At 46.4% G+C, this 22633-nt stretch carries 20 protein-coding genes; 15 read left to right on the top strand and 5 right to left on the bottom strand.

Going from position 1 to position 22633, the window contains the following annotated elements:
• Nucleotides 1-74: 74 nt before the first annotated feature.
• The 6 genes from ltaS1 to NX903_RS03460 all read left to right on the top strand — a co-directional run bounded on the left by ltaS1 (nucleotide 75) and on the right by NX903_RS03460 (nucleotide 7049).
• Complete coding sequence (gene ltaS1, locus NX903_RS03435) at nucleotides 75-1994, top strand: lipoteichoic acid synthase LtaS1 (protein WP_024572622.1); 1920 nt, start codon at nucleotides 75-77, stop codon at nucleotides 1992-1994.
• Between the two features lie 237 nt (nucleotides 1995-2231).
• A complete protein-coding gene (locus tag NX903_RS03440; protein WP_014479136.1) occupies nucleotides 2232-2996 on the top strand; it encodes a glucose-1-phosphate cytidylyltransferase in 765 nt (254 codons plus the stop codon).
• A 6-nt stretch (nucleotides 2997-3002) separates the two neighbouring features.
• Complete coding sequence (locus NX903_RS03445; RefSeq protein WP_003244102.1) at nucleotides 3003-3971, top strand: GDP-mannose 4,6-dehydratase; 969 nt, start codon at nucleotides 3003-3005, stop codon at nucleotides 3969-3971.
• A 23-nt stretch (nucleotides 3972-3994) separates the two neighbouring features.
• Nucleotides 3995-4906, top strand: coding sequence for a putative nucleotide-diphospho-sugar transferase (locus NX903_RS03450; protein WP_086343558.1), 912 nt, complete (start codon nucleotides 3995-3997; stop codon nucleotides 4904-4906).
• A 28-nt stretch (nucleotides 4907-4934) separates the two neighbouring features.
• Nucleotides 4935-6113 (top strand): glycosyltransferase family 2 protein, encoded by a 1179-nt coding sequence (locus NX903_RS03455; RefSeq protein WP_003233779.1) that lies wholly within the window; start codon nucleotides 4935-4937, stop codon nucleotides 6111-6113.
• The gene (locus NX903_RS03460; RefSeq protein WP_015482937.1) at nucleotides 6114-7049 is read left to right on the top strand and encodes a putative nucleotide-diphospho-sugar transferase; all 936 of its coding nucleotides are present in this window, start codon (nucleotides 6114-6116) and stop codon (nucleotides 7047-7049) included.
• 29 nt (nucleotides 7050-7078) lie between these two features.
• Here the strand turns inward: NX903_RS03460 and NX903_RS03465 are convergent, their stop codons facing one another.
• The 3 genes from NX903_RS03465 to NX903_RS03475 form a co-directional block, all read right to left on the bottom strand.
• A complete protein-coding gene (locus NX903_RS03465; RefSeq protein ID WP_014479139.1) occupies nucleotides 7079-8308 on the bottom strand; it encodes an MFS transporter in 1230 nt (409 codons plus the stop codon).
• A 111-nt stretch (nucleotides 8309-8419) separates the two neighbouring features.
• Entirely contained in the window at nucleotides 8420-9127 is a 708-nt protein-coding gene (locus NX903_RS03470) for a YjjG family noncanonical pyrimidine nucleotidase (RefSeq protein ID WP_014476102.1), read from the bottom strand.
• A gap of 92 nt (nucleotides 9128-9219) precedes the next feature.
• Entirely contained in the window at nucleotides 9220-10605 is a 1386-nt protein-coding gene (locus NX903_RS03475) for an amino acid permease (RefSeq protein WP_029946523.1), read from the bottom strand.
• 249 nt (nucleotides 10606-10854) lie between these two features.
• Here NX903_RS03475 and yfmT point away from each other — a divergent pair, with 249 nt between their 5' ends.
• The 7 genes from yfmT to NX903_RS03510 all read left to right on the top strand — a co-directional run bounded on the left by yfmT (nucleotide 10855) and on the right by NX903_RS03510 (nucleotide 18028).
• Nucleotides 10855-12312 (top strand): benzaldehyde dehydrogenase, encoded by a 1458-nt coding sequence (gene yfmT, locus NX903_RS03480; RefSeq protein ID WP_086343559.1) that lies wholly within the window; start codon nucleotides 10855-10857, stop codon nucleotides 12310-12312.
• A gap of 469 nt (nucleotides 12313-12781) precedes the next feature.
• Nucleotides 12782-13186, top strand: a complete 405-nt coding sequence (locus NX903_RS20935) for a methyl-accepting chemotaxis protein (protein WP_369888597.1) — start codon at nucleotides 12782-12784, stop codon at nucleotides 13184-13186.
• Between the two features lie 133 nt (nucleotides 13187-13319).
• On the top strand, nucleotides 13320-15209 hold the full coding sequence (locus NX903_RS03490; protein WP_086343560.1) for an ABC-F family ATP-binding cassette domain-containing protein: 1890 nt from the start codon (nucleotides 13320-13322) through the stop codon (nucleotides 15207-15209).
• Nucleotides 15210-15331: 122 nt separating this feature from the next.
• Nucleotides 15332-15778, top strand: a complete 447-nt coding sequence (locus NX903_RS03495; protein WP_003243426.1) for a YfmQ family protein — start codon at nucleotides 15332-15334, stop codon at nucleotides 15776-15778.
• Nucleotides 15779-15902: 124 nt separating this feature from the next.
• On the top strand, nucleotides 15903-16325 hold the full coding sequence (locus NX903_RS03500) for a MerR family transcriptional regulator (protein ID WP_014476107.1): 423 nt from the start codon (nucleotides 15903-15905) through the stop codon (nucleotides 16323-16325).
• Nucleotides 16326-16390: 65 nt separating this feature from the next.
• Nucleotides 16391-17581, top strand: a complete 1191-nt coding sequence (locus NX903_RS03505) for an MFS transporter (protein ID WP_015252583.1) — start codon at nucleotides 16391-16393, stop codon at nucleotides 17579-17581.
• 291 nt (nucleotides 17582-17872) lie between these two features.
• Nucleotides 17873-18028: a hypothetical protein gene (locus tag NX903_RS03510; protein WP_086343561.1), complete on the top strand. Its 156-nt coding sequence runs from the start codon at nucleotides 17873-17875 to the stop codon at nucleotides 18026-18028.
• Nucleotides 18029-18146: 118 nt separating this feature from the next.
• On the opposite strand, the gene NX903_RS03515 is transcribed toward NX903_RS03510, so the two are convergent.
• Nucleotides 18147-19703 (bottom strand): ABC-F family ATP-binding cassette domain-containing protein, encoded by a 1557-nt coding sequence (locus NX903_RS03515; RefSeq protein WP_014476110.1) that lies wholly within the window; start codon nucleotides 19701-19703, stop codon nucleotides 18147-18149.
• Nucleotides 19704-19875: 172 nt separating this feature from the next.
• Here NX903_RS03515 and NX903_RS03520 point away from each other — a divergent pair, with 172 nt between their 5' ends.
• Complete coding sequence (locus NX903_RS03520) at nucleotides 19876-21006, top strand: DEAD/DEAH box helicase (RefSeq protein WP_086343562.1); 1131 nt, start codon at nucleotides 19876-19878, stop codon at nucleotides 21004-21006.
• Nucleotides 21007-21076: 70 nt separating this feature from the next.
• The gene (locus NX903_RS03525) at nucleotides 21077-21523 is read left to right on the top strand and encodes a GNAT family N-acetyltransferase (RefSeq protein ID WP_042978063.1); all 447 of its coding nucleotides are present in this window, start codon (nucleotides 21077-21079) and stop codon (nucleotides 21521-21523) included.
• 48 nt (nucleotides 21524-21571) lie between these two features.
• On the opposite strand, the gene NX903_RS03530 is transcribed toward NX903_RS03525, so the two are convergent.
• The gene (locus tag NX903_RS03530; RefSeq protein ID WP_086343563.1) at nucleotides 21572-22591 is read right to left on the bottom strand and encodes an NADP-dependent oxidoreductase; all 1020 of its coding nucleotides are present in this window, start codon (nucleotides 22589-22591) and stop codon (nucleotides 21572-21574) included.
• Nucleotides 22592-22633 lie beyond the last annotated feature (42 nt).

Here is a 22633-nt window from a genome sequence, read left to right on the forward strand (position 1 = left end):
ATTGGAAGGCAGGATATAAAGAGCAGGTAAATATGAATGAAGAACTTAAAGTGTTTAAGAAAGTAGAGGTTGCCATGAAGAAACTTTTTTCTTACAAACTTAGCTTTTTTGTGCTGGCTGTTATACTGTTTTGGGCAAAAACGTATTTATCCTACAAGACTGAGTTTAATCTTGGGGTAAAAGGCACAACTCAGGAGATCCTCCTGATATTTAACCCATTCTCAAGCGCCGTCTTCTTTTTAGGACTGGCTTTGCTGGCGAAAGGGCGTAAATCAGCCATTATTATGCTGATTATCGATTTCTTGATGACATTTGTGTTATATGCAAATATTTTATTCTATCGTTTCTTTGACGATTTCTTGACGTTCCCGAACATTAAACAGTCCGGAAACGTTGGAAACATGGGAGACGGGATTTTCAGTATCATGGCCGGTCATGATATTTTCTATTTCTTAGATATTATCATTTTGATTGCGGTATTGATCTGGAGACCTGAATTAAAAGAATACAAAATGAAAAAACGCTTTGCATCTTTAGTGATCCTTTCTGGGATCGCACTGTTTTTCATCAACCTGCACTATGCGGAAAAAGACCGTCCGCAGCTGCTGACAAGAACGTTTGACCGCAATTATATTGTGAAATATTTAGGTTTATACAACTACACCATTTATGACGGTGTACAGACGGCTCAAACAGAAACGCAACGGGCCTATGCAAGCAGCGATGATTTAACAAGCGTCGAGAATTACACGACGTCTCATTATGCGAAACCGAACGCCGAGTACTTCGGCTCTGCCAAAGGCAAAAATATCATTAAAATTCACCTCGAAAGCTTCCAGTCATTCCTGATTGACTACAAGCTAAACGGTGAAGAGGTGACGCCTTTCTTAAATAAGCTTGCGCACGGCGGGGAAGATGTGACGTATTTTGATAACTTCTTCCATCAGACAGGCCAGGGAAAAACATCTGATGCCGAGCTGACAATGGATAACTCGATCTTCGGTCTTCCTGAAGGCTCCGCGTTTGTGACGAAAGGCGAAAACACTTACCAGTCGCTTCCTGCGATTTTAGACCAGAAGGAAGGCTATACAAGCGCCGTCCTGCATGGTGATTACAAATCGTTCTGGAACCGTGACCAGATTTACAAACATATCGGATATGACAAGTTCTTCGACGCAAGCACGTATGATATGTCAGATGAAAATGTGATTAATATGGGGCTTAAGGATAAGCCGTTCTTTACAGAATCGATTCCAAAGCTTGAATCTCTTAAACAGCCGTTTTATGCGCATTTGATTACATTGACAAACCATTATCCGTTTAACCTTGATGAAAAAGACGCGTCTCTTAAAAAAGCGACAACAGGCGATAACACAGTTGACAGCTACTTCCAGACAGCGCGTTATCTTGACGAAGCGCTTGAGCAATTCTTCAAGGAGTTGAAGGAAGCCGGCCTGTATGACAACTCAGTCATCATGATTTACGGTGACCATAACGGTATTTCTGAAAACCATAACCGAGCGATGAAAGAGATTCTTGGAAAAGAGATCACAGATTATCAAAACGCACAGAACCAGCGTGTGCCGCTGATGATCCGCGTTCCTGGCAAAAAAGGCGGAGTGAACCATACGTATGGCGGCGAAATTGACGTTATGCCGACACTTCTGCACTTAGAAGGAATTGATTCTCAGAAATATATCAACTTTGGTACTGATTTATTCTCTAAAGACCACGACGATACGGTGGCATTCAGAAACGGAGACTTCGTAACGCCGAAGTACACATCAGTCGACAATATCATTTACGATACGAAGACAGGTGAAAAACTGAAAGCGAATGAAGAAACGAAGAATCTGAAAACAAGAGTGACCCAGCAGCTGAGTCTTTCAGACAGTGTCCTGTACAAAGACTTGCTGAGGTTCCATAAACTAAGTGATTTCACAGCCGTTGATCCGTCTGACTATCATTACGGCAAGGAAAAAGAAATCAAATAAAGATGAGAAAGAGCCTTGAGCGGGCGCATTGCCTTCGCTGAAGGCTCTTTTTTTTGGTTACATAACCAACTTCAAAAAATAGATTCTATTTGGTCACCAAGGCCGTCTTTCTCTCATATCATTACAGTAGATTTTGAAACCGGATTGAAATCGGACAAATTATCGGGGAAATGCCTTGATAGATTGTGAAGATGTACCAGGTTTCGAACTCAATATTCATAGAGATGAGGGGTAGAGATGAAAGCGGTCATTCTCTGCGGCGGAAAAGGAACGAGAATGAGTGAAGTCACGAATGACATTCCTAAACCGCTCGCCATGATAGGCGGCAAACCGATTCTATGGCATATTATGAAAATTTATCAGTACTACGGAGTAAACGAGTTTATTCTGCTTTTGGGCTATAAAGGAGAAAAAATCAAGGAATACTTTCTCGACTATGAATGGAAGCACAACAGCCTGACACTCGACAGCTCTACGGGAGAGGTACAGATGCTGGGGCAGCCTGAAACGTGGAAAATTACGTTTTTGGAGACTGGGGAAGATACGCTGACAGCCGGAAGAATCTTGCAGGCGAAAGACTATATCGGTGATGAAACATTTCTGCTTACCTATGGGGACGGGCTGGCCAATATCAATCTTTTCCATCTCATCAGCTATCATCAGACAAAAGGTGCTGCCGCGACTGTCACCGGCATTGACAAAGTCTCGCAGTTTGGCACCTTGACGGTTGAGGACGGCATGGCGAAAACATTTTCTGAGAAGACATCAAGTGACGGAATCATCAACGGCGGATTCTTCGTTCTCAGTCCAAAGGTTTTCGATTATTTGCCGAAGGACGGAAACACGATGTTCGAAGATGAACCGCTGAAGAACCTTGCCAAAGACGGGGAGCTTGCTGTGTACCGCCATTACGGATTTTGGACGGCCATTGATACGTATAAAAATCTCTTAGAAGTCAACAAAATGTGGAATCAAGGACAACAAGTATGGAAGGTATGGTGAATCGATTTGAGTTTCTGGAAAAATAAAAACGTATTTGTCACGGGATGCACAGGTCTTTTAGGAAGCTATTTGGTGAAAGAGCTGATTGAACAGGGCGCAAACGTTACGGGGCTTGTCAGGGATCATGTGCCTCAATCCAATCTTTATCAGGGAGAACATATCAAGAAAATGAACATCGTGCGGGGCTCTCTTGAGGACTTGGCTGTGATTGAACGCGCGCTTGGCGAGTATGAGATCGACACTGTCTTTCATCTTGCTGCACAAGCGATTGTCGGCGTGGCAAACCGCAACCCGATTTCTACCTTTGAAGCGAATATCCTCGGCACATGGAATATTCTCGAAGCCTGCCGCAAGCATCCGTTAATTAAGCGGGTCATTGTCGCTTCAAGTGATAAAGCTTACGGCGATCAAGAAAACCTTCCATACGATGAAAACATGCCGCTGCAAGGCAAGCACCCGTACGACGTCTCAAAAAGCTGCGCAGATCTGATCAGCCACACCTATTTTCACACGTACGGGCTTCCGGTCTGCATTACGCGCTGCGGAAACTTATACGGCGGCGGAGATTTGAACTTCAACCGCATCATTCCTCAGACGATTCAGCTTGTGCTGAACGGGGAAGCGCCGGAAATCCGAAGCGACGGTACCTTTGTACGGGACTACTTCTATATTGAAGACGCCGTTCAGGCTTATCTGCTTCTTGCAGAAAAAATGGAAGAAAACAATCTTGCCGGAGAGGCCTTTAACTTCAGCAATGAGATCCAGCTGACCGTACTTGAACTGGTAGAGAAAATATTAAAGAAAATGAACAGTAATCTGAAACCTAAGGTGCTGAATCAGGGAAGCAATGAAATCAAACATCAATATTTATCCGCGGAAAAAGCAAGAAAGCTGCTGAATTGGACACCGGCCTACACTATTGATGAGGGACTTGAAAAAACGATTGAGTGGTATACGGAATTCTTCAAAAAGTAATGTGAAACGAGGTGAACAAGACTGTGACCAGCGCGTATTGCACCGTTTTATCAAAAGGAAGATTATATCAGGCAGTCGCTTTGTTTAAGTCGTTAGAGCAAGTTGATCAAGACAGTCCCATTTTTATACTTTGCATGGATGAAGATACGCACCGCGTGTTACAGAAGCTGAAGATGAAGCAGCTGAACCTTGTGCCGGTGGCCGCTCTTGAAAATGAATTGCTGCTGAAGCTGAAGGAAACTAGAGATCAAAGTGAGTATTGCTGGACGATGAAGCCGATCTTTCTGCAAGCTGTGCTGAACAGCAATCCTGAGCTGGAGCGTGTGACGTATATTGACGGGGATCTCTTTTTCTATGCAGATCCATCGCCGATTTTTGAAAACCAGCCGGACTGCTCGGTGCTGCTTTCACGGGGGGATATTGTAATCCCTTCTTTTGAGAAAGAGCAGATTGACATGCTGCAGCGTCTTTTAGGCAGATATAATTCCGGGTTTATCAGCTTCAAGCATGATGATGCAGGCACGGATTGCTTGGAGTGGTGGAAGGAACGCTGTCTTGAGGAATGCAAAAATGCACCGGGTGAAGGGAAATTCGGTGATCAGGGCTATTTGGATTATATGTCTGAGCTGTTTCCGAATGTGTGTGACATTACAACACCCGGCGTGAACATTGGGCATTGGAATTATGGGCATCATACGTTTTCCTGGAAAGATGGCCGGATCGTGCTGGAGGATGGCAGTCCGCTGATCTTTTATCATTTCAGCGGATACCGAATCGTCAGCATCAATGAAATCAAACAGATTCATGAAACAACCCGCACAGATCTGCCGTTTGTGCATGAACTGTATCAAGAGACACTGCCGCATATCATTCAGCACATGAAAACGTTAGACCCTGAATTTAACGGTTTTGCTTCAAAAGATGACAACAAATAAATGAGTAAATACAGGAAGTGAAAATGAAGTGAAAGCAAGCGTTATTATTCCTGCATATAATTCGAAGGAGCGTCTTTACAACAGCCTTCTGTCATTAAACCAGCAGGAGTGCGATGAAGAATTCGAAGTCATTGTAGCGGACAATGGCTCTGAGGACGGGACGCTCTCGATGCTTGAGTCATTTCAAGCTGATTTTCCGCTGATCTTTACACGGATTAAAGAAAACAGGGGCATTGCGTACGGACGAAATCAGGCGCTTCGCAATGCCAGAGGAGACATCCTGATTTTCCATGACAGCGATATGCTTGCGGCAAAGGACCTTGTGGCAAAACATATTAAAGCCCATGAGAACGAAGAGAATCTCGTCGTGTGCGGGTTGTTTTGGAAACGGATCTACAGTTTTTATTATGAACGGTTTGAAGAAGAACATAAGGAACAGCTCGCAAAGCTCACAGGTGAAATGCCGAAGAAAGACAAACAAAAGCTGCTGGAGGAAGCGGACATCAAAAACGGAAGCTTTCTTGATAAAAGCTTTGACCTCGATACCGACTTTATAGACGTGCTCAAGAAGATTTTAGATGAGTACGGCGATGACTTGAAAGGCTATCATATGCCATGGCGCTTTTTTATCACGAATAATTCCTCTGTGAAACGCAAGCATGTGGTTGACCTCGGTTTATTTGACGAAGGCATTGTGCGGTACGGGTTTGAGGATTATGACCTCGGGATCAGGCTTCATCAGGCCGGATTGACCTTCAGGCTTCGCCGCGATATTGTCAGTGTTCATCAGGAACATCCAAGCAATTGTAAGTCTGTAGACGATATTCGGGCAAACATTGCCTATATGTGCGATAAATACAATAACATCCGCTCCTTAGACGTTCATCTCGCATTTAATGGGCCGTTCCCGCCTGACATGACGAACAGAATCATGGCTGATATTCAAAAGCTGCTGGAATCACAGAAATATGATATGCTGCTGAATCTGTTTCTTGAGCTTCTGCATGTTGTTAAAGAGCGCAACATTGATCCGGATTGGAGAAAGAAATCCCCAAGGGTGACGGCGAAAAGCTTTGATTTACAAACTGTCCGCAAGCTTCTGCCGAAAGCGAAGAAAAAGCTAGGCGTGAACGATTTTGCCAACGCACTGTATGCGCTTGTCAACGATTTGCTGCACGTGGATCTTAGATCATTGGATGTGGTATAAGTGAGTACATTTCATTTTTCAACGATAGTGTCAAGGACACATATCTTTAAGCTCATGCCTATGATTCATTCTCTCCATGAGCATTGCGATGATTTTCATTTATATGTGCTGTGTGTCGACCAGAAAGCGTATGAATTGCTTCAGCATGTTCCATGGGAGCATGTCACCTTTGTGCAGCTGCATGAAATGGAAGACCCGGAGCTGCTGAAAGCGAAAAGCAACAGAACGTTTCATGAATATTGCTGGACGTTAAAGCCCGCCTTTTTGTTTCATGTGATGAGCAAGTGGGATGACGCTGAATACTTTGCCCATATGGATACGGATCTATTTTTCTTTTCTGATCCGGCGCGTATTTTTGCAGAAAACCCAACGGCGTCTCTGTATTTGACTGATCATCGTAACTCGCCGCGCTTCATGTCCTACTACGACCGAACCGGACGCTTTAATACAGGCTTTGTCGGTGCCGGTAATACAAAGGAAGCATATGAAGCGGTGTGGCAGTGGAGACAGGACTGTATTGAATTTTGTACGGTCGAAATGGATACGGAACGAAAGACATATGGTGATCAAAGGTATGTGGAGAAATGGCCGGCGCAGTTTAAAGGTGTTCATGTTGTCAAATCAATAGGAGCCAATACAGCGCTTTGGAATATCGAAAACTATAAGGTCGGGCAAAAGGACGGCCGCGTGTATATAGATGAAACGCCGCTGATTTTCTATCATTTCTCAGGGTTTACACTGGTGACAGAAAAAGAGTTTAATCTTTGCTGGTACTACCGGATTGAAGACGAAGCGACAATTGAGATGATTTATATGCCGTATATATTAAATCTGAAAAGATGGATTGATGAAATACAGTCGGCGTTTCCGGACTTTGCGGATGGCTTTATCCCGAAGCACGCAGTGCCTGACACTCATTTTATCCAGCTGGATTAAAAAACCCCTGCCGCCTGGCAGGGGTTTTTTCAGCTATGCCATTCTCTCAGCTTCTGGTCACTCGGCAATAGGAAGGCAAGGATGCCGAGAACAGGGAGAAAAGCAATGGCGATCATCGTGGGGGTCAGTCCCGCGGCGTCAATCAGAGCGCCCAGCGCCACAGCGCCGATTGCGCCCATCCCAAAGGCAAGCCCGACGGTTAAACCGGACATTGTGCCGATTTTTCCAGGAACTAGCTCCTGTGCGTAGACGACCGTTACAGAAAAGCTCGACATCAGAACCAAGCCAATCAATGCGAGCACGCCATAGGCGAGAACCGGGCCGGCAAATGGCAGCACAATCGCCAGCGGCGCCGAGCATAACAGCGAACCGAGGATAACGAAGCGTTTTCCAAAACGGTCTGCAAGCGGGCCGCCGAGAAACGTGCCGATTGCGCCGAACAGCAAGAAGACAAAAATATAGCTTTGTGCCTGCTGAATGCTTACGTGATATGTATCCATCGCGTAAAACGTGTAAAAGTTACCGATCGCACTCGTATACCAAGAACGAGCAAAAATGAGAAATATAATAATAATAAGAGCAGATACAACAGATTTGGTGATGGCCGTGTTTTCAGCCGTTTTCTTTTGCTTGCCTGATTTCTGGGCAAGGCTGCCGAGACGTGAGGCGTACCATTTCGCAATATACATGAGAAACAAAACAGCAAGCGCGGCGACGAGCGTGAACCAAACAGCGCCGAATTGCCCGAGCGGCACAAGGATCAGCGCGGTGATCAGCGGCGCCATCGCCTGGCCTGAGTTTCCGCCCACCTGATAAATCGACTGGGCGAGCCCGCGTTTTGTGCCGGCGGCCATATACGCCACACGGGAGCCCTCCGGATGGAAAATGGCCGAGCCTAATCCAATGAAAAACACACAGCATAAGATCGTTATGAATGACGGGGCAAATGCAAGGCCTAAAATGCCAAGCATGCTGGCGGTCAAACCGACTGGCAGCGCATACGGCCGCGGCCGTTTATCGGTATACCAGCCGACAACAGGCTGCATGACGGATGACACCATGTTTAATGTGAAAGCGATGATGCCGAGCTGTGTAAACGTCAGGCTCATGGAGCGTTCCAAAATAGGGAACATGGCCGGAATCACAGCTTGAAGCGAATCGTTGAGCATATGGCAGATTCCGATAATAATCAAAATCGGATACACCGTGGTGCCTGGTTTTTGAACTGTTTTTTCTTTTAACGGGGCGGCGATAGCCAATTGAGTCTCCTCCTTACATATATAACCAAAGCATACCACCATATTATTCATAAGGTGAAGAATTTATCAAGAGGAAAAAAGACTCTTATGAAAGAAACGCCGTCAGCCTGATTAGCAGCTGACGGTATTTTCGATATTCAAAATGTGATATAGCTCTTCAAGCTTACGAATCTCATAGGTTGGTATGATCTCTGGCACATTCGGCTTCATGTCAGGGTTCATCCAGCAAGTATCAAGCCCGGCGAGCTGTCCGCCTTTGATATCAGCAGTTAGTGAATCCCCGATGATTAATGTGTGCTCTGCTGAAAATTGAGGAATCCGTTCAAACACGTAATCGAAATATTCCTTCATCGGCTTTTGGAAGCCTGTGTCTTCAGAAACGAAAATGTCCTTGAAGAATGGAAATAATCCTGAATCACGGAGGCGCTTATATTGTGTGTTAGACACGCCGTTTGTCACGATGTACAAATCAAACTGTTGCTGCAGATTTGAGATGAGATCAAATGCACCGTCAATAAGCTGATGTCCTTCTTCAAGAAAGCGGCGGTATTTTTGCTCAAGCAAGGCGCCGTCCGCCTCGTAACCGTACTCCTTGAGCAAAGCGGAAAAACGCGTGTTTACGACTTCATCCCTTGTCATCTTACCTTCTTCAAAGGCTCTCCAGAGACCTTGATTGATGGTTTTATACTGCGCCTTCATGTCATTTGTTAAAGGAATGTTCTGATCTTCAAACAGCAAACGCAGGGCTAAAGCTTCTGCCGCTTGAAAATCAAGGATGGTATCATCTACATCAAATAATAAAGTGCGGTATCGTTTCATCTGTGTGTCTCCCTTTCCTCATATGTATTCAAAGTATAGCACATAAAAAAAGGAAAAAGCCGGCGGGTGAGGCACCGCCGGCTAAAAAGAGATTATTTGTTTAATAAGCTGTGTTTTCTCGAATATAGGAAGTAAACCAGCGTTCCGACAGCGATCCAGATGACAAATGAAAGCCATGTGACGCCGGGAAGGCTGTACATGAACCAAATGCAGATGCCTGCGCTGATAATCGGCACAACCGGAACGAACGGCACTCTGAAGGACGCCTTGATTTCAGGATGTTTCTTTCTTAGCACAATGACAGCAATAGATATGACCGTAAACGCGGCAAGTGTTCCCATGTTCACCAGATGGGCCAGCGTTCCGAGGTTAATAAAGCCGGCGATTCCCGCTGCAACGATTCCTGTCAGCCATGTGTTGCGGAACGGGGTTTTAAATGACGGATGAACCTTTGCGAACAATCCAGGCAGAAGGCCGTCTCTGCTCATGGCAAATGTCAAACGAACCTGAGCGTACAGCAAAGCGAGCATCACCGTCGTAATCCCGATAATCGCACCGACAGAAATAATTCCGGCAACAGCGTCCTGTCCGACGAATTTCAGCGCAAAGGATACAGGATCTCCGACATTCAATTTGGCATAAGGCATCATGCCTGTCAGCACAAGCGATACCGCGATGTACAGAACCGTACAGACGGCTAGAGCTGAAATAATGCCGACGGGCATGTTTTTTTGCGGATTTTTCACTTCCTCTGAAGCGTTAGAAACCGCGTCAAACCCAAGGTACGCGAAGAATACAGTGGCAGCGCTAAGAATGACGCCTTTCATCCCGAATGGCATAAAAGGAGACCAGTTGTCCGGTTTCACATAGCCGATACCGACAATAATGAACAATAAAATGATCGCGATTTTCATCAGTACGATGACGTTGTTAAAGCGTGTGCTTTCCTTGACGCCTCTGCTGACAATCGCAGTGATGAGGAGAATGATCACCGCAGCCGGAAGATTAAATACGGCGCCCGCCGTGCTTCCCGGCGCTCCTGTCAGTGCAGCCGGAATATGAAGATTGAAGCCGGCAAGCAGTGATTGAAAGTATGAAGACCAGCCGGTGGCAACCGCCGACAGTGCAATGACATATTCAAGCATGAGATCCCATCCGATCAAAAAGGCGAGCAGCTCTCCAAGTGTCACGTATGAGTATGAGTATACGCTTCCCGAAATCGGAATTGAAGACGAAAACTCAGCATAACAGAAAGCAGCCAGCGCACAGGCGAGCCCCGCTAAAATAAACGATATGATGAGGGCGGGACCTGCACCGGTCGCTGCCACTGTTCCTGTAATGACAAAAATCCCTGTACCGATGACACAACCGATACCGAGCAAGGTTAAATCAAATGCGCTTAACGTACGGGCAAGGCTTTTTGACTTGCTCTGCGCACTCAATGTTTCAAGCGGTTTTTTTCTAAATAATGAACTCATCAAAAGTTCCTCCTGGAAATATTCAAAATATTCTAATCATTATATACAGTTCTTGTTGTATTATATTGTCGAAATTTGACGCAGTCAATAAAATATTTTTCTGCTTTAAATGATAGAAGCGAAACAGCGTTGTCGTATCATAGGATAGTAATTTTTACTAATCGTATATTCAATTTTATGCAAGATGAACCGATAGAAAAAATAGATTCGCCCATATTTTGATTTGCGGTTATAAAGGAGATGCTGACCATGTTTCAATATGAAGAGTTGAATAAACAGTTTATCGGCGGGAAATGGCAGGAGGGCAGCAGCCCAAATGTATTGGAAAACAAAAATCCTTATACTCAAAAAACATTCACAACATTCCGTAAAGCGACTGCTGACGATGTAGATGAAGCGTATCGGGCAGCGGCGCTGGCAAAGAAAAAATGGGATGCGGTCAACCCGTTTGAGAAAAGAACCATTTTAGAAAAAGCCGTCACGTATATTGAAGAAAATGAAGAAGCCATTATTTATTTGATTATGGAGGAGCTAGGCGGTACAAGGCTCAAAGCGGCTTTTGAAATCGGACTTGTCAAAAACATCATGAAAGAAGCGGCAACGTTCCCAATTCGCATGGAGGGGAAAATTCTTCCGTCCACAATAGATGGCAAGGAAAACAGATTATATCGCGTGCCGGCAGGCGTTGTCGGTGTCATCAGTCCGTTTAACTTCCCATTCTTTTTATCTATGAAATCAGTGGCGCCTGCACTCGGAGCCGGCAATGGCGTTGTGCTAAAGCCGCATGAGGAAACGCCGATTTGCGGCGGAACGCTGATTGCGAAAATTTTTGAGAACGCGGGAATTCCAGCGGGGCTGCTGAATGTTGTTGTCACAGACATTGCTGAAATCGGCGACAGCTTCGTTGAGCATCCAGTGCCGCGGATCATCTCATTTACCGGTTCTACGAAAGTCGGCAGCTACATCGGACAGCTTGCGATGAAGCATTTTAAAAAGCCGCTTCTTGAGCTTGGCGGGAACAGCGCCTTCATCGTACTTGAGGATGCAGATATAGAATATGCGGTCAATGCGGCGGTGTTCAGCCGATTTACACATCAAGGACAGATTTGCATGTCAGCCAACCGCGTGCTTGTTCATTCTTCTATTTATGACAAGTTCCTTGAGCTGTACCAGGCAAAAGTGGAATCGCTGAAAGTCGGCGACCCAATGGACCCTGATACGATTATCGGGCCATTAATCAACAGCAGACAGACGGACGGGCTGATGAAGACTGTAGAGCAAGCAATTGAAGAAGGCGCTGTACCAGTGAAGCTTGGCGGATTTAACGGGACGATCGTGGAACCGACGATCTTAAAAGACGTCAAACCGTTCATGAGCATTGCCAAGGAAGAGCTGTTCGGACCGGTCGTCTCCTTTATGAAGTTTGATTCAGAAGACGAAGCGGTGGATATCGCAAACGAAACCCCGTTTGGCTTGAGCGGTGCCGTACATACGTCAAATCTTGAGCGCGGCGTGGCTTTTGCGAAACGCATTGAAACAGGCATGATTCACGTCAATGACACGACCATCAATGATGAACCGAATGTAGCCTTCGGCGGTGAAAAGCAATCAGGCCTCGGCCGTTTAAACGGTGAGTGGAGCCTCGAAGAATTTACAACGCTGAAATGGATCTCGGTCCAGCACGAAAAACGCAGATTCCCTTATTAATGAAAAGGAGTGAATGGAATTGACCATAAATACGGAAAAAGAAACCGCAGATATTCTGGACGCATTTATCAAAGTAGCCCCTTATTTAAACAGCCTGGTTCAGGATGATATTACAATCGGCATTTATGATACGGAAAAACTGCTCGTGAATATACCGGCTAAAACCTTTTCGCTGAACGTAAAAGCCGGCGATCCGCTGCAGGAAGGGGATATCATCACAGATGCCATCCGCAGCAATCAGAAGAAGACGAGCATGGTTCCGAAAGAATTGTTCGGCTTCCCATTGATCGCGCGTGCCATCCCGCTGCACGACGAGAATGGAAGAGTCATTGGAGGCGTCGGCCTCGGAACGAGCCTTGAGGAGTCGTCAAAGCTGCATGATGTGGCGGAAAGCTTATCAGCTGTCGTTGAACAAACAGCCGCGGCTATTTCCGACATTTCTGAATCAATTAACGGGTTTTCAACTCAAATGTCGGGCATTTCCTCTCAGGCGAAAAAAGTAAGCGAAAGCGCCGGTGAAATCGCCGATATTTCAGTAACTGTTAAAGGCATCTCGGACCAAAGCAATCTGCTCGGCTTGAATGCCGCGATCGAAGCGGCAAGAGCAGGGGAGTCCGGAAAAGGCTTCTCTGTCGTCGCAGATGAGATCAGAAAGCTAGCAACGCATTCAAAAGAAAATGTCGGCCAAATTGACCAGATTACGAAAAAAATCCACAGCCTGCTGAAAGGGCTCGAGGAATCCATTGAGTCGATTAACCAGCATACAGACGGACAAGCCGCTGCTGTTGAACAAATTTCCGCCACGATGCAGGAGATTTCAGGAAGCGCGCAGCATCTTGCAAAAATGGCCGAAAAAGCGCTTGAGGAAGAGTAAGAGACCGGGGACAAATGTCCCCGGTCTTTTTCTATCCTGCATTTCCATGAAATTCGTCTGACGTTTTACTAGTTTTATTCCAGCGGCTGATTTAAAATGTACACATGAACTTACGTGAGGATTGATAGGAACCATGAGCATATTAAAAGCGGAAAATCTTTATAAAACATACGGAGATAAAACATTATTTGACCATATCTCCTTTCATATTGAAGAGAATGAGAGAATCGGATTAATCGGGCCGAACGGAACAGGAAAATCAACGCTGCTGAAAGTGATTTCCGGCTTGGAATCTATCGAAGAAGGAGAAATCACGAAATCTGGAAGCGTGCAGGTCGAATTTCTTCATCAAGACCCGGAGCTGCCTGCGGGGCAAACAGTGCTGGAGCATATCTATTCCGGTGAATCGGCTGTGATGAAAACCTTGCGTGAATATGAAAAAGCGCTGTATGAACTGGGGAAAGATCCCGAAAATGAACAGCGCCAGAAACACCTGCTGGCAGCACAAGCGAAAATGGACGCAAACAATGCATGGGATGCAAACACCTTGGCAAAAACCGTATTGTCTAAGCTGGGCGTCAAAGACGTAACAAAACCGGTCAATGAGCTCTCAGGCGGCCAGAAAAAACGGGTAGCCATTGCCAAAAACTTAATTCAGCCCGCTGATCTGCTCATTTTGGACGAGCCGACAAACCATTTGGATAATGAAACGATTGAGTGGCTTGAAGGGTATTTAAGCCAATATCCCGGCGCCGTCATGCTGGTGACGCACGATAGATATTTCTTAAACCGTGTCACCAACCGCATTTATGAGCTTGAAAGAGGAAGCCTCTACACGTACAAAGGCAACTATGAAGTGTTTTTAGAAAAACGCGCGGAACGGGAAGCGCAGGCTGAGCAAAAGGAAACGAAGCGGCAAAACCTGCTGCGCCGCGAGCTGGCCTGGCTCAGACGAGGAGCGAAAGCCCGCTCCACAAAACAAAAGGCGAGAATTGACCGGGTAGAGACGCTTAAAGAGCAGAAAGGCCCTCAGTCATCAGGTTCACTCGATTTTGCCATTGGCTCGCACCGTCTCGGAAAACAGGTTATTGAAGCGGAGAACGTCATGATCGCTTATGACGGCCGCATGCTCGTCGACCGTTTTAATGAACTTGTCATACCAGGTGAACGGATCGGGATCATCGGGCCGAACGGCATCGGGAAAACAACGCTGTTAAATGCCCTTGCCGGCCGTCATACGCCGGACGGAGGCGATATTACGATCGGACAGACGGTCAGAATCGGCTACTATACTCAGGATCATAGTGAAATGAACGGTGAGTTAAAGGTCATTGACTATATAAAAGAAACAGCGGAGGTCGTAAAAACGGCAGATGGCGATATGATTACAGCTGAACAAATGCTCGAGCGTTTCCTCTTCCCGCGTTCGATGCAGCAGACGTATATCCGCAAGCTGTCCGGCGGGGAAAAACGCCGTTTATACTTGCTTCAGGTTCTCATGCAGGAGCCGAATGTCCTGTTTCTCGATGAGCCGACGAACGATTTGGATACTGAAACATTAAGCGTTCTTGAGGATTATATTGACCAGTTCCCAGGCGTCGTCATCACCGTATCCCATGACCGCTATTTCCTTGACCGCGTCGTCGACCGTTTGATTGTATTTGAAGGAAATGGTGTCATTTCCCGCTTTCAAGGCTCCTACAGCGACTATATGGAGGAGTCAAAAGCGAAAAAAGCGGCCCCAAAACCGGCAGCTGAGGAAAAATCGGCTGAAGCCGAGCCGAAGAAAAAACGGAAAAAGCTTTCTTACAAAGACCAGCTGGAATGGGACGGCATCGAAGATAAAATTGCCCAGCTGGAAGAAAAGCATGAACAGCTCGAAGCTGACATCGCCGCAGCAGGCAGTGATTTTGGCAAAATCCAAGAGCTGATGGCCGAGCAGGCGAAAACTGCGGAAGAGCTTGAGGCTGCGATGGACCGCTGGACAGAATTGTCCCTCATGATTGAAGAACTGGAAAGCTAAAAAGCGTGGCCGCAGCAGGCCGCGCTTTTTTTCACATAATGGACAAAAACGAATCGGCCTGCTTATGTTAGGATAAAATTGTGTGTCAGCGGCACATGGAAAACTAACGGAGATGATGAAGTATGACATGGGCGATCGTGATGTTAATTCTCATGAGTCTGGTGAAAATCGTATTAACCTGTCTTCCTACAGGCGTCATAGAATGGCTGCTCGGCAAATTTGAAGTGCACGCCAAGCTGAGTGACGAAAATGCGAGTCTCTCTCTAGATGGAAAACGCCTCGAGGGTGCAGAGAAGCAGAAAGTGATTGATCAATTTAACGAAGCTATCTTCCTGGAAAAATATTATATCTATCCAGGTGATGAAGAGCGTTATTTACATCCGGAAAACGGCGGCACGCCGCTGGTGATAGATACAAAAAAAGGAAAAAAAGACGTGAAGCTGTTCGTGTACCGCTACGACGACCATATCGACGTCGTGAAACAGTACAAGAAGAAAGTGATCGCGTATCGAGTGCTTTCTGAAAGCCTTCAAAAAGAGTCTCTGTCAGTGGCGGGAAGTTTAGCTTAAACAGGAAAGTGAAAGACGGGTGCTTTATGCTGCTCGTCTTTTTTATTGTTTTTTAAAACTTAACGTTTACGTTAAGGTTCAAAAGGTGTATAATGGTAACAGAAACGGCGAAGGGGGATTTACCTTGGAATGGATGAAGATTGATCAAGTGGCCAAAAGAAGCGGGCTGACAAAGCGGACCATCCGGTTTTATGAAGAAATCGGCTTGATTCCGGCGCCGAAACGGACAGACGGCGGTGTAAGGCTTTATTCAGAGGATGATATGGAGGAGCTTGAGAAAGTCATCAGCACAAAAGAGGTGCTCGGTTTTTCCCTTCAGGAGCTTCAGCATTTCATGGAAACCAGCCGCCAGCTAGAGTTAAACAAAGAGGGGTATTTGTTGTCACTGGATCCTAAGGAACGGAAAGAAAAACTGGAGGAAATTCAGGAAACCCTGAATCACCAGCTGGATTTGATTGATGAGAAAATCCGCACATTCCAAAGCTTTAAAGAACGCCTGCAGGGCATGAAAAATAAAGCGGAACGCGCCATTCAATCAATCGAATGAAAAGTTTGCCAAACGCTATTTTTGTAGCGTTTCTTTTAATGGAATAAAGATGGAGGTCAGGTCAAATGGATAAGACAAAACAAGTGAATCAGAAAACAGGCTTGCTCAGCCAGCCGAAAGCGGTTTGGGCTGTCGCGTTTGCCTGTGTGATTTCCTTTATGGGAATCGGGCTGGTTGATCCAATTCTTCCGGCCATTGCCGCACAATTACATGCTTCACCTAGTGAAGTATCACTCTTGTTTACAAGTTATTTGCTTGTAACCGGATTTATGATGTTTTTCTCAGGAGCCATTTCCAGCCGCATCGGCGCGAAATGGACATTAATTCTCGGACTTATTTTTATTATTGTGTTTGCGGGGCTTGGCGGCAGCTCAAGCTCAATCGCTCAGTTAGTCGGCTATCGCGGCGGCTGGGGATTAGGGAATGCTTTGTTTATTTCAACAGCGCTTGCGGTCATCGTCGGCGTGTCAGTCGGCGGCAGCGCCCAAGCGATTATTTTGTATGAGGCCGCGCTCGGTCTAGGGATTTCTGTCGGGCCGCTTGCAGGCGGAGAGCTTGGAAGCATTTCATGGCGCGCACCGTTTTTCGGAGTATCTGTCCTGATGTTTATTGCGTTAATCGCGATTTCTTTCATGCTTCCGAAGCTGCCGAAACCGGCGAAGCGCGTCGGTGTGTTTGATGCGATGAAGGCGCTCAAATATAAAGGCCTTTTAACAATGGCGGTATCGGCATTCTTATACAACTTTGGATTTTTTATTTTGCTTGCTTATTCTCCGTTCGTTCTGGATTTAGATGAACACGGTCTTGGATATGTCTTCTTCGGCTGGGGCCTTCTGCTGGCGATTACGTCAGTCTTTACGGCGCCGCTCGTGCACAAAGCGCTGGGCACAGTGCGTTCGCTCGTCGTTCTCTTTATCGCCTTTGCGGCCATTCTCGTTATTATGGGGATCTGGACAGACCATCAGACTTTGATTATTACATGTATCGTTGTCGCTGGTGCTGTCCTCGGTATGGTGAATACGATCATGACAACCGCTGTGATGGGTTCTGCGCCGGTTGAACGTTCAATCGCGTCTTCAGCCTACAGCTCAGTCCGCTTCATCGGCGGCGCGCTCGCCCCGTGGATTGCAGGAATGCTGTCAGAACACTTTACTGCAAGCACACCATATACAGTAGGCGGAATCGTCGTTTTTGTCGGCATGCTTGTCCTTCTCATGGGACGTAAACATCTTGCTGGAATTAAGGCGGGACATTAATAACGAAAGACACTGCGAAGATGCAGTGTCTTTTTATTCGTTATAATGCATCATAATCGAATTGGTGAAGGAAAGGACAACCTTTATGACACAATTTTACTATTTTTCGACTGAAAACTCCCTTTAGAAACCGGTTTTTTCGGTCAGCAAGAACGGCGTTCGCGGAAAGGGCATCCGCTTCGGTCAGACATTGATGCGGCTGGGATTTATCTTGCAGAAGCTGAGAATGTGTCCGTTCATTTACGATTGCCATTTCAAGTGATGGTTTATGCTGTAGAGGGGACGTTTGCCATGGATAAGGCAAAACCTGACGAATATGATCATAAATGTTTAGAAACGCTCTATCAATACATACACAGCGTCATGAAAAACAGCTTTTCTCGGTCGAGTGGTTTACCGCTTGGGCAGATGAGGAGGATTTTGAGCTGTCTGCCAAAAGAGAGCTGACACTTGATGAATTCACCTCGCCATAGCAGCTCATTTTAAAAGACAGAGAGCTTTTGAGAATCGTTCAGAAAAAATGGCAGTAAAAAACCCGCCCTTTAGCAGGCGGGTTATTTATAAATTAAAGCACTTTCGTCGTCCAAGACTCGCAGTTCCACGTTTCTGTCGCAATATCCATATAAAAGTCTGGCTCGTGGGAAATGAGCAGAATGGAGCCTTTATATTCTTTCAGGGCGCGCTTGAGCTCTTCCTTGGCATCGACATCCAAGTGGTTTGTCGGCTCATCGAGCACCAGCAGGTTTGTTTCTGAGTTGATTAGCTTGCACAATCTGACTTTCGCTTTTTCGCCTCCGCTTAATACGGAGACGCGGCTTTCGATATGCTTTGTCGTCAGTCCGCATTTTGCCAGAGCGGCACGGATTTCATACTGCGTATAAGAAGGGAATTCGCTCCATACTTCTTCGATGCACGTATTGTTGTTTGTTTCCTTGACCTCTTGCTCGAAATAGCCGGTATAGATGTGCTCACCGCGTTCAACAGAGCCCTCAAGCGGCTGGATTTCGCCAAGCAAACTTTTCAGCAACGTCGTTTTTCCGATCCCGTTTGCGCCGTAAAGGGCGATTTTTTGGCCGCGTTCCATGCGGAGGTTGAGCGGACGGGACAGCGGGGAATCGTAACCGATCACGAGATCTTTCGTTTCAAAAATCAGCTTGCCTGACGTTCTCGCCGGCTTAAAGTGGAATTCCGGCTTTGGCTTTTCTGCCGCAAGCTCGATCATATCCATCTTATCGAGTTTCTTTTGGCGGGACATCGCCATGTTTCTCGTGCTGACACGCGCTTTGTTGCGGGCAACGAAATCCTTCAGCTCCGCGACTTCCTGCTGCTGCTTTTTGTAGGCCGCTTCAAGCTGCTGTTTTTTCACTTCGTAGACTTCCATAAACTGATGGTAGTCGCCGACATAGCGTGTCAGCTCTTGATTTTCAACGTGATAAATCAGGTTGATGACGCTGTTTAAGAACGGAATATCGTGGGAAATCAGGATGAACGCGTTCTCGTATTCCTGCAGGTAGCGCTTCAGCCATTCAATATGCTGTTCATCAAGATAGTTGGTCGGCTCATCGAGAAGCAGAATTTCCGGCTTTTCAAGGAGAAGCTTAGCGAGAAGGACCTTTGTGCGCTGTCCGCCGCTCAAATCGGTGACATCGCGCTCTAATCCGATATCGCTCAAACCGAGACCGCGGGCGATTTCTTCCACCTTGGAATCAATGACATAAAAATCATTGTTTGTCAGCGCGTCTTGAATGACGCCGACTTCTTCAAGCAGCTTTTCGAGCTCGTCGGGATCAGCCTCGCCCATTTTGTTGTAAATCTCGTTCATTTCCTCTTCCATCGCAAATAAATAATGGAATGCATCTTTCAGGACGTCGCGAATAGATTTTCCTTTTTCCAGCACGGTATGCTGATCAAGGTATCCGACACGGACATTTTTTGACCATTCGACTTTTCCCTCATCAGGTTCAAGCTTTCCGGTAATAATATTCATGAAGGTTGATTTTCCTTCACCGTTTGCGCCGATCAAGCCGACGTGCTCGCCTTTTAACAGGCGGAAGGAAACGTTATTAAAAATGGCCCGGTCCCCGAAGCCGTGGCTTAAATCCTTTACAGATAAAATACTCATGTTTACACCTCTATCGTTATCAAACACGCACAATCGGCGTGTAATATTCACCCTTTTGATTATAAAGGAGGATTCGGAATGTTGAAAGGTATAGGAAAGAAAAAGAAAAATTGCGTTCCGGGCGAGGTTTTGAGATACTATGGAATAGATTTCAGGAATTGAGGAGAACAAAATGACGCAAACTTGGCCATTTTTACATAATGCACAATCATTTATACAAGAGAATTGGAATGCTTCCGGCTTTCAAACGCCAACCCCTGTTCAAGAGCAGGCAGCCCAGCTGATCATGGACGGAAAGGATGTCATCGCGGAATCGCCGACAGGCACAGGCAAGACGCTGGCGTATGCGCTGCCGGTCTTGGAGCGGATCAAACCAGAGCAAAAGCATCCGCAGGCGGTGATTTTAGCGCCTTCCCGTGAGCTGGTCATGCAGATTTTTCAGGTGATTCAGGATTGGAAAGCGGGCTCAGAGCTGCGCGCGGCTTCCTTAATCGGCGGGGCGAATGTGAAGAAGCAGGTCGAAAAGCTGAAGAAACATCCGCATATCATCGTCGGCACGCCAGGCAGGGTATTTGAACTGATTAAAGCGAAGAAACTCAAAATGCATGAAGTGAAAACGATTGTACTTGATGAAGCGGATCAGCTTATCCTGCCGGAGCATCGCGAGACGATCAAACAAATTATTAAAACGACATTAAGAGACCGCCAGCTTCTATGTTTTTCCGCGACACTCAAAAAGGAAACAGAGGATGTGCTCCGCGAATTGGCGCAAGAGCCTGAGGTGTTGAAGGTACAGCGAAGCAGGGCGGAGGCAGGGAAAGTGAAACATCAATACCTGATTTGCGACCAGCGCGACAAAGTGAAGCTGCTGCAAAAGCTGTCAAGGCTTGAAGGCATGCAGGCACTCGTATTTGTGAGAGACATCGGCAACCTGAGTGTATATGCGGAAAAGCTGGCATATCACCACGTTGAACTCGGCGTTTTGCACAGTGAAGCGAAAAAAATGGAGCGGGCAAAAATCATTTCCGCATTCGAAGACGGAGAGTTTCCTCTTTTATTGGCGACTGACATTGCCGCACGCGGTTTAGACATTGAAAACCTGCCATACGTGATTCATGCTGATATTCCAGATGAAGATGGCTATGTCCACAGATCAGGACGAACAGGCCGGGCCGGAAAAGAAGGCAACGTGCTGAGCCTTGTGACAAAATTGGAGGAATCTAAGCTGAAAAAAATGGCGAAGAAGCTTGGTGTTGAACTGAGTGAAGCTGTGTATGCAGGCGGAAAACTGAAGACGAAATAAAAAGGAGGGCGGAAAGCCCTTCTTTTTTGTTGTAAAATAATAGAAAAAGTTTCGCGCAGGGGGTGCGAAGGTGGTTTCAATAGACAGGTTTCAAGCAGTGAAGGAGTCAGAGCTGAAAATTCTTGAACACTGGTTTGAGAATGAGGATACCAGACGGAGAATGGATGGGATGCTGCCATTAGATGAATGGTATGCACGAGTAAATAAAGATAAACACAATACTGTCATCATGGCGTATGATGGACAGCTGCCGGCAGGGATGGTCGTTATTGAGTTCGGAGAGGAGCGGACGTATATTGGATTGATCGTCAATCCTTTGTACCGGCTTCAAGGGTACGGAAAAGGGATATTGCAAAAGCTGATGACTGAACCTGATTTTACTAGAGTGCGGGAATGGGTGGCATGCATTGAAGAAGACAATCGAATCAGTTTGGCTTGCTTTCAAGCAGCAGGATTCACTTTGGAAGATACGGAACCTGATGAAGATGGTTTTCTTACGCTGATTCTTCGCAGCTGACCTCATCTAAACACATAAGGAGGGCAAAAAGCCCTCCCGATTTCATCTTCAGCTCGGATCGCTGACCTTGATCAGCTGTTTCCCTTTATTTTCTCCCTTAAATAAACCGAGAAACGCGTCAGGAATGTTTTCGAAGCCTTCTGTGATGGTTTCCTCGTAATGGAGTTTACCAGCCTTCAGCCATTGGGCCAGCTGTTTTGCTCCCTCAGAAAAACGATCGGAGTAGTCGCTAACGATAAACCCTTGCATCAGCGACTTTGTTTTAATGAGTTTTGATTGAACACGAGGGCCCATGTCATCTGCTTCGCTTTCTGCGTTATAGGAAGAAATGGCGCCGCACACCGGAATGCGGGCAAATTCATTGAGCAGGTTCATCACCGCGTCTGAAATCGGTCCGCCGACATTGTCAAAATACACATCGACACCGTCAGGACAAGCGTCTTGAAGCGCTTTTTGGATATCACCCGCTGTTTTGTAATTGATGGCTTCGTCAAACTGCAGCTCCTGTTTTAAGTAGTCGATTTTTTCATCAGAGCCCGCGATACCGACAACTCGAGCGCCTTTGATTTTGGCAATTTGCCCGACTGTTGAACCAACGGCTCCCGCAGCTCCGGAGACAACCACGGTTTCGCCTTCCTTCGGGCGTCCGATGTCCAGCAATCCGAAGTATGCTGTTAAGCCGGTCATTCCCAAAATGCCGAGATAGGCCGAAGCGGGAGCAAGGCTTGTATCAATTTTTCGCAAGGCAGACTCGCTCACAGCGGAAAATTCCTGCCAGCTGAGATTTCCGATGACGATATCGCCTTTTTTCAGATTGTTCCCGTCTGACACAACTTCAGCGATAACCCCGCCAGAAAGCGCTTCATCTAAAGCGAACGGCTCAACATATGACTTCGTATCCTGCATACGGCCGCGCATATAAGGGTCAACCGATACATAAAGCGTTTTGACAAGCACTTCCCCTTGCTTGGGTTCAGGAACCGGAATGGTTTCAAAGCGAAAGTCTTCATGAACAGGAATACCTTGTGGACGTCTTGCTAATTGAATTTGCTGCTGAGATGCTGTCATTTTCATCCTCCTATCACTTGGTTGACACCACTGTAACATGGA

It is taken from the genome of Bacillus sp. FSL R5-0576 (assembly GCF_038004765.1).
Taxonomy (GTDB): domain Bacteria; phylum Bacillota; class Bacilli; order Bacillales; family Bacillaceae; genus Bacillus; species Bacillus subtilis.